This window comes from Microcystis sp. M_QC_C_20170808_M9Col (assembly GCF_007095495.1).
Lineage (GTDB): Bacteria > Cyanobacteriota > Cyanobacteriia > Cyanobacteriales > Microcystaceae > Microcystis > Microcystis aeruginosa.
The window spans coordinates 1-8487 of sequence record NZ_SFBZ01000181.1 but is presented as its reverse complement, the minus strand read 5'-3'; the positions used below and the strand labels follow the sequence as shown (position 1 = coordinate 8487).

The following is an 8487-nucleotide window of genomic DNA, read 5'->3' as shown; positions in this document are numbered from 1 at the left end:
CGAAACGAATAGGCTTTTTCCATACCTCACATTTTAGCATATATTTCGTAAATGTGCTAATATTTAACAGTAAAGCCGTCGTAGAACGACGGGGTTTCAGACCCAAATTTTCGATGAAAGCGCAAACAACAAGTAAAGATAGCCTGATCCTACGGCAAGAAGTAGTGGGTTCCCGTCGCCCTAGTAACTATTTTTGGGCTGTAATCGTCTCTATTGGCGGTCTAGGGTTTCTCCTCGCCGGTCTTTCCAGTTATTTGAAGGTCAATCTACTTCTCGTTAGCGATACCAGTTCCTTACAATTTATTCCCCAAGGAGTCGCCCTCCTCTTTTACGGTACTGCGGGGACTCTTTTAGCCATCTATCTCTGGTTATCTCTCCTCTGGAATGTCGGAGGTGGTTACAACGAGTTTAACAAGGAAACCGGCAAAGTTAAAATCTTTCGTTGGGGCTACCCCGGCAAAAATCGTCGCATTGATCTCGATTGGCCTCTCGAAGATGTGCAAGCTGTGCGGGCCGAAGTGCGAGAAGGACTCAACCCGAAACGGGAACTATTCCTGCGGATTAAACAGCGTCGCGATATCCCTTTAACTCGCGTCGGCGATCCTATGTCCCTCTCGGAATTGGAAAATCAAGGAGCGGAACTCGCTCGTTTTCTGGAAATTCCTCTAGAGGGATTGTAGGCCTTTTTTCGCTCTTTTTGGCTATAAAATGATGAAGATAAGAAAATCTGGCTGGCTGTCTGTGGTTTGTGTTTTTTTAATCACAACGACGACACTTTTCGGCTGTTCTTCCCCGGAAGCTAATTCCACCCCCGATAATTCTAGTATCACCCAAACCTCTCAACCTGCCAGTTCGGGCAGTGTCAACATGGATAATTACAAACCCCGCTTAGATGGAACTGCCGTGGTCGAGATGATCATCAAAGGTAAACCAGTAACGATCGAAATTGATGGCAATGCGGCCCCAATTACTGCCGGTAACTTTGTGGATCTGGTGGAGAGAGGTTTTTATAATGGTTTAACTTTCCATCGCGTGGTTACAGAACCGCAGCCTTTTGTCGCCCAAGGGGGTGATCCCCAAGGTCGCGGAACTGGTGGTTTTGTCGATCCGAAAACCAAGCAATCCCGTTATGTTCCCCTGGAAATTCTCCTCAAAGACGAAAAAGAGCCGATTTATGGGCAAGCAATCGGTCAACAGGCCACGGCCCGCACTCCCATCGTCGCTTTACCCCATAAACGCGGTGCGATCGCAATGGCCCGTTCTCAACAACCTAATTCCGCTTCTTCTCAGTTTTATTTTGCCCTGTCGGATATCAATTTCCTCGATGGTGATTATGCCGTTTTTGGTTATGTAACTGAGGGAATGGAAGTGGTCGATACGATCAAGCAAGGGGATAAAATTGACTCGGCCAAAGTTATCTCCGGTGCAGAAAATCTGAAAAAATAGCGATCGGTTAGGGTGGAACCGGGCGACGATAAGTTAATCTTCGTCGTCACCCACCCAATCATTTAATATTCCGATAACTGATGGTTCTTCGTTACTTGGTATGGTTCGATTAATTGATTAGCTCGTTCTAGATTGAAAACAATTGGCAAAAATCGCAGCCATGTCTTTCTATATAAGGGTTTCACCCCTTATAACTCCCGTCCATTGCATAACACAAACCGAAGAACCTAACTGATAACTGATAACTGATAACTGATAACTGATAACTGATAACTGATCAATGAATGTTGTGGTGACGGGAATTGGGTTGATCAGTTCTCTGGGAAATTTAAGTCAGAGTTGGCAAAGATTACTAGAGGGCAAAACTGGTATAACTAGACAACAACCCTTTTCTGATTTACCCGCGTTACCCCTGGGTTTAATCGGTCACAAACCGGCATTTTTAGAGGATTTAACCAAAATTGCCCTGATTGCTGCCCTTGAAGACGCGAAGTTAACCCCTCCCTTAAAGGATTGTGGTGTCACTATCGGTTCTAGTCGTGGTTGTCAGGGTTTATGGGAACGGATGGTAGCGACGGGAATAGTAGAAAACTGGTTAGATAGTTTACCCGATCGCGCCTCGGTATTGACCGCTAGATTGATAGAAACCGGCGCCCCAGTGTTAGCACCCATGGCGGCCTGTGCCACGGGCATCTGGTCGCTCGCACAGGCTGTAGAATTAATTACTATGGGAGAATGCGATCGAGTTTTAGCCGGGGCGCTCGAAACCCCGATCACTCCCTTAACTTTGGTGGGATTTGAACAGATGGGAGCTTTGGCGAAAACGGGCTGTTATCCTTTTGATAGAGCTAGGGAGGGCTTGGTTTTGGGCGAAGCTGGGGCGATTTTCGTCCTTGAATCCGAAGAACTGGCTTTAAGCAGAAATGCCCCCATCTACGGGCAAATTTTGGGCTATGGTTTTACCTGCGATGCCGATCATGTCAGCGCCCCGGCGGTGAATAATCGTAGTGCTACCAAAGCCATAGAACTATGTTTGCACAGAAGTCAATTAAGAAAAGATGAAATTAATTACATTCACGCCCACGGCACTAGCACGCGTTTAAACGATGAACGGGAGGCAAACCTGATCGCCAGCATTTTTGGCTCGCAAGTGGCTGTAAGCTCGACAAAAGGGGCAACAGGACACACTTTAGGGGCTTCGGGGGCATTAGGCGTGGCTTTTTGTTTAATGGCCCTGAAAAATCAGCTAATTCCCCCCTGTGTCGGTGTGCGCGAGTCACCTTTTCAATTAAATTTAATTAGATCGGCTGTTAATTTTTCCCTGCACAATTGTCTCTGTCTTAGTTTCGGTTTCGGAGGACAAAATGCCGCCATCGCAGTGCGGAGATGGGGGAGAAGGAGTGGGAATTATGAATTATGAATTATGAATTATGAATTGGGGAGACGGGGAGACGGGGAGAATAAATATAGTCATTTCAGATAAGTCTGATACAGTAGACATCTTCAAAAATTATAACCCAGTCACAGCTTGCTTTTAGCCTATATACTAATTAAGTAGTTCGATGGCTGAAATGTAAGTAGTCGTGCAAAATTAATTTCCTAGTAAAGATAGGCAAGAGGCAAGAGGCAAGAGGCAAGAGGTGGTTAGATATGTGTAATTAATTTTGCTTAGGTACTTATATCTATCGTTGTTAATTCAATTTCACTGAAAAAATATGAGGCAATTAAAATAATTTTTATTCGGGTAGATTCCTTAACTAGAAAGACTTTTGGTCTTGAGATAATATTAGGTCGAGGTCTAGTCTAGACCGACAAAATTCTTATGAACTCTGGGATTGATATTCTCAATCTTAATTGAAATGACTATAAAAGCAAATCTCCTGATAACTGATAACTGATAACTGATAACTGATAACTGATAACTGATAACTGATAACTGATAACTGATAACTGATTATGGATACACCGCGACTACATCCGGACACGATCGAAGAAGTTAAACAAAGAATTGATATTGTGGATTTAATTTCCGAGAGAGTCGTCCTCAAAAAAAGGGGACGGGAATACGTCGGTTTATGTCCTTTTCACGAGGAAAAATCCCCCAGTTTTACGGTTAGTCCTGCCAAACAAATGTATTACTGTTTTGGCTGTGGTGCGGGGGGAAACGGGATTAAATTTCTTATGGAAGTGGGGAAACAATCTTTTAGTGAAGTGGTTTTCGATCTTGCTAGAAGGTATCAAATCCCGATTAAAACTCTGGCAGTAGAACAGCGTCAGGAATTAGAACAGAAATTATCCCTCAAGGAACAATTATACGAAATAATGGCCGTGGCGGTGAGTTTTTATCAACACGCCCTTAGTCAACCTCAAGGGGAAAAAGCGTTAGATTATCTTAAGGTACAACGACAACTAACCGCAGAAACTATCGCTAATTTTCAACTGGGATATTCTCCGGAAGGTTGGGAAACTCTCTATCGTTATTTAGTGGAACAAAAGCGCTATCCTGTGGCTTTAGTGGAACAAGCGGGATTAATTAAAGCGCGTCAAAATGGTAGTGGTTATTACGATCAATTTCGAGATCGTTTAATGATTCCTATTTTTGATAGTCAAGGACGAGCGATCGCTTTTGGTAGTCGCACTTTAGGTAATGAGCAGCCAAAGTATCTAAATTCTCCCGATACTCCTCTATTTGAAAAGGGAAAAACTCTCTTTGCTCTCGATCGAGCTAAACAGGCAATTATTCAGCAAGATTTAGCGATAGTTGTCGAGGGTTATTTTGACGCAATCGCTCTCCATGCTACTGGTATTAGTAATGTGGTTGCCTGTTTAGGAACAGCTTTAAGTCAAGAGCAAATTAAATTACTTTTGCGCTACAGTGAAAGTAAACAAATAATCTTTAATTTTGATGCTGATCAAGCGGGAATTAAAGCGACACAAAGGGCGATCGAGGAAATTAACTCCCTAGTTTATTCAGGACAAGTTAACCTAAAAATCCTCAATCTTCCCGATGGTAAAGATGCCGATGAATTTCTTAAATCTCGTGCTGACGGGGTGAATAGTTATCGAGAACTAATCGAAAAATCTCCTTTTTGGATTGATTGGCAAATCTCGCAAATGTTGGTTAATAAAGATTTAAAACAGGGACTACATTTTCAACAAGTAGCCAATAGTATGGTGAGTTTACTGCAAAAGTTAATCGATAGCAATCAACGCACTTTTTATCTAGATTATTGTGCTGAAATTTTGGCTCAAAAAGATGCCACTCGTTTGCCTTATATTTTAAAAAATCTCTCAAAGCAGGTTAATAAACCTCAGGGAAAATCTCTGGCAATCAAGAGGAAAAATATTTTAGATAAATCCGAAAAAAATAGCTCGGAAAAAGCCGAATGGTTATTATTATTAATCTATCTCCATTATCCTGAATATCGGGAAAGAATTTTAGAATCTTTGGATGAAAAAGATTTAATTTTTAATCTCCCGGATTATCGTTGGTTATGGCAAGTAATTCTAGAGTTAGAAACCCAAATTACTAAACCAAGAGATTTGATGTCAGCTTTACAGAATCATTTATTGATGATCACCACAGACAAAAACCGTGATTTTAATTCTTTATTTCACTTAAATGAACATACCAGTCAGGAAATTTTGCAGCCAGAAGAACAGATCAAAGATGCTATTATAGCTATGGAAAAAATTAGTTTAATGGAATATCGTCGCTACTGTCAAGAACAATTAATTAATTCTGGCGACAGCAATCAAAGGGAATTTTATCAGCAGGAATTTTATCAAACTGTTAATAAATTAATCGAAATTGATCCCCTCTACCAACAAGCTTAATTCTCTAATTGATTAGAAACTAGACAGTTGTTCAGCAATAATAGATACTAACTTATCCACTGCTCCTGCTTGTCCGCGCACTGCCCGCAATTTTTGCCGGATAGCCTCTAATTGTTGGGGATTTTCTAACCAAGAACTAGCCATATTTGCCACTTCTTCTGGTTGTAATTCCCCCAATAATTCCGGAACAATTTCGGCACCGGCCCAAATATTTGGCCAAGCATATAAACGCTTTTTCCGCAACATATAGAGATTAATTATCTTAGCAAATAAAGAACCCACCCCCGGCAGTTGGGCTAATAAACCGGGTAAACCGTCCCAAGTTCTCATCGCGTCTAGTTGCTGAGTCGGTAGTAAAATAATCATCGGGATTGCCAGCGCCCCTAATTCGGCAGTATTAGCACCCACCGTCGTTAAAGCTAAATGACAGCGAGAAAGCTGGTTATGGGCGGGAAAATCGGTAATTAGGTCAACTTTTACCCCCTTATCTGTTTCTAGATAGGGTTTTTCGCCGTTTTTTAATTTGGCAGCACTCCAACCGGTTTTAGTGATCATCGGATTAGAGCTAGGATCGGCAAATTTCGCCAAATAAGCTAAATTTAGGGTAGGAGCGACGGGAATTAAGAATTTAGTCCGGGGATCCTGCGCGTGTATCTTTTCGGCAATGGCTAGGGTTAGGGGTACACCCTGAGCTAATTTCGAGGGTTTGGAACCAGGGAGAAGTGCAATTAAGGTAGCGTCATCAGGGGTGATAGCATTGGGCAAATCCACCATTAAATCGCCGATAACGGTAAATTTATGCTGATATTGTTGGGGAATATTATTTAATACACTTGTATTCATCACGGCAAAGCGATCGATCCCCCGATACCAACGCGCTTCCCATTCCGCATAGATAACGGTGCGATAACCCAAACGTTTACCGATGGTGAGGGCAAAAAATTGATCGCCCCCTAAAAATAAAACGATGCCCTTGGGGTGCCAATCCCAATTATCGGCGGTTTTTCCCCAGAAAAGAAAATTAAAGAAGTTTTCTGGCGACTGGACTCGATCGACCTCCGGATATTTCCTAACTACTTCCGTTTCCGCCCCCATAGAATGAGTACAAGGGGAAAGAATCACCGAAATCCGCAACAGCGATCGATCTTCTGTTAAGTTTTGTCGCAATCTCTTGACAACTGGACGCACCCATGTAGATATTTCTCCTGGGCCATTAGAGAGAATGAGAAGATCAACAGGAGAATCAAACATGATAAGTAGTCGTGCAAAATTAATGTCTTGGTTAGGATAGGCAAAAGGCAAAAGGCAAAAGGCACTCATGCAAGGAGTGGTTAGATATGTGTAATTAATTTTGCTTAGGTACTTATCAAGTAAAAAGTTCCCCGTTGCGGTGTTGCCTACTTGCCATTGAATAAAGAACGAATTGCCTGATGTTTAGGGTGATCAAATTCTGGGGGAACCTTGCGGGTATCGGTAATCAACCAATCCAAGGCTGCCGCTTCCACATCGATCGCCGCGCCGGTTTTATCAACACAGTAGCGCCCAAAGACCAACTTATCCACCAAACGCGCCCCTGAACCGAGGCGAGAATATTCAAAAATAACGCTATTATCCACTGTTGCGCCGCCACAAATCCAACAATTTGGGCCAATCATACTCGGACCGACAATTTTCGCCCCGTCTTCAATGCGCGTCATTGCCCCGATATACACAGGTCCGGTGATATCGACTCGATCCCAGTTTACCCCCACATTTAAGCCCGTGTAGATGCCCGGTTTGACTTCGATGCCGGGGATAGCAACATTTTTAATTTTCCTGGATAACACCCCGCGAATTGCCTGCCAGTAGTCGGGGACTTTACCGATATCCACCCATTCAAAATCCATGTTTAAAGCGTAGAAAGGCGCAGCTTTAGCGACTAATTGGGGGAACAACTCGCCCCCGATGTCGTATTTACTATTAGGGGGAATAAAATCAATGATTTCTGGCTCAAAAATATAGATACCCGTGTTAATGCAGGTACTTAAAGCTTCATCGATGGCCGGTTTTTCTTGGAAACTGAGAATCCGTCCCTCCTCGTCGCTAACTACCACCCCATAACTGGATACTTCCTCTCTGGGGACGGTTTTGGTGACAATAGTGGCGATCGCTCCCTTTTCCCGATGCCATTTAACGGCTGCGGTTAAATCAAGATCGATCAGCGCATCACCACAGAGAACCACAAAAGTATCGTCAAAAAAGGGATTAAAATCTTGAATTCGTCGTAAACCGCCCGCCGATCCTAGGGCATCACCGATTAACTCGCCCTCTTCGATTCTACCCTCGAAAGAATAGCCGATATGCACCCCAAAACGCTGACCATCGCGGAAATAACTCTCAATTTCTTCGGCTAAATGACTAACATTGACCATGATCTGATCAAAGCCATGCTGTCGCAACAGTTCCAATAAAAACTCCATCACCGGCTTTTGTAAAATCGGGATCAGGGGTTTGGGAATCGTATGGGTAATCGGACGGACACGAGTTCCTTTGCCTGCCGCCAAAATCATGGCTTTCATCGATGTTTATTTCCTTTTGCGATCGAGGTTTGTAATTAAATCATGCCTAGTGTATCATTACTGGCTCGGAATCAGTGGTTATCGATCCTCTTGGGGGTACCTCGAAAAATAGATTTACTTCAGCATTGCACCGCCTGAAACCCTGATCAAACCTTGGTTTACTCTCAATTAGTGCGAAGATTTTCTCAATAAGTCCAATTGATCGAGCTACCCCTTGAGTAATTGATAACGGGAAAAAGTGAGAGATTTAACCCAGATTACACTGATGGACAAAATTAACAAATCAACTTTGCTGTAACTCATACTACTCAGTCCTCTAGGCTAAGATGATCAAAAAAACGCAAGTTTTTAAATTGATGGGCAAAAAAAGTTTAATTTTAGCCAATAACCAAGGCGTTATGTCTAGGCTACCTCGAAAAATCGAATTTTGAGGGACGGAGCGCCTTGTTAATTATTTAAAATTACTCCCTCTTCATCAATGTAGATCAAGGAGATTTCCTCGACCAACACTTTGTTAACAAAATCTTTTATCGAAAATTTGGGTTAAAACCCCGTCCTTTTAGGACGGCTTTAAGCTACAATGGAAAAAGCGATAACCAAGCTAAAAACTGAACCTTGACAACAGATAGTAGGGGGTTTTGTTCAG

6 protein-coding genes are annotated in these 8487 nt (G+C 42.7%); 4 read left to right on the top strand and 2 right to left on the bottom strand.

Annotated features, from left to right (window positions below):
- Positions 1–113: 113 nt before the first annotated feature.
- The 4 genes from EWV68_RS10825 (at position 114) to dnaG (ending at position 5283) form a co-directional block, all read left to right on the top strand.
- Positions 114–680: a photosystem I assembly protein Ycf4 gene (locus EWV68_RS10825; protein ID WP_061432225.1), complete on the top strand. Its 567-nt coding sequence runs from the start codon at positions 114–116 to the stop codon at positions 678–680.
- A gap of 28 nt (positions 681–708) precedes the next feature.
- Positions 709–1446: a peptidylprolyl isomerase gene (locus EWV68_RS10820; RefSeq protein WP_287169766.1), complete on the top strand. Its 738-nt coding sequence runs from the start codon at positions 709–711 to the stop codon at positions 1444–1446.
- A gap of 280 nt (positions 1447–1726) precedes the next feature.
- Positions 1727–2866: a beta-ketoacyl-ACP synthase gene (locus EWV68_RS10815; protein ID WP_287169764.1), complete on the top strand. Its 1140-nt coding sequence runs from the start codon at positions 1727–1729 to the stop codon at positions 2864–2866.
- A 536-nt stretch (positions 2867–3402) separates the two neighbouring features.
- Positions 3403–5283: a DNA primase gene (gene dnaG, locus EWV68_RS10810; RefSeq protein WP_061432228.1), complete on the top strand. Its 1881-nt coding sequence runs from the start codon at positions 3403–3405 to the stop codon at positions 5281–5283.
- A 12-nt stretch (positions 5284–5295) separates the two neighbouring features.
- Here the strand turns inward: dnaG and EWV68_RS10805 are convergent, their stop codons facing one another.
- Together EWV68_RS10805 and EWV68_RS10800 are read right to left on the bottom strand one after the other, a co-directional pair.
- Complete coding sequence (locus EWV68_RS10805; protein WP_287169767.1) at positions 5296–6534, bottom strand: glycosyltransferase family protein; 1239 nt, start codon at positions 6532–6534, stop codon at positions 5296–5298.
- A 146-nt stretch (positions 6535–6680) separates the two neighbouring features.
- The gene (locus tag EWV68_RS10800; RefSeq protein ID WP_061432229.1) at positions 6681–7841 is read right to left on the bottom strand and encodes a nucleotidyltransferase family protein; all 1161 of its coding nucleotides are present in this window, start codon (positions 7839–7841) and stop codon (positions 6681–6683) included.
- Positions 7842–8487: the final 646 nt, after the last annotated feature.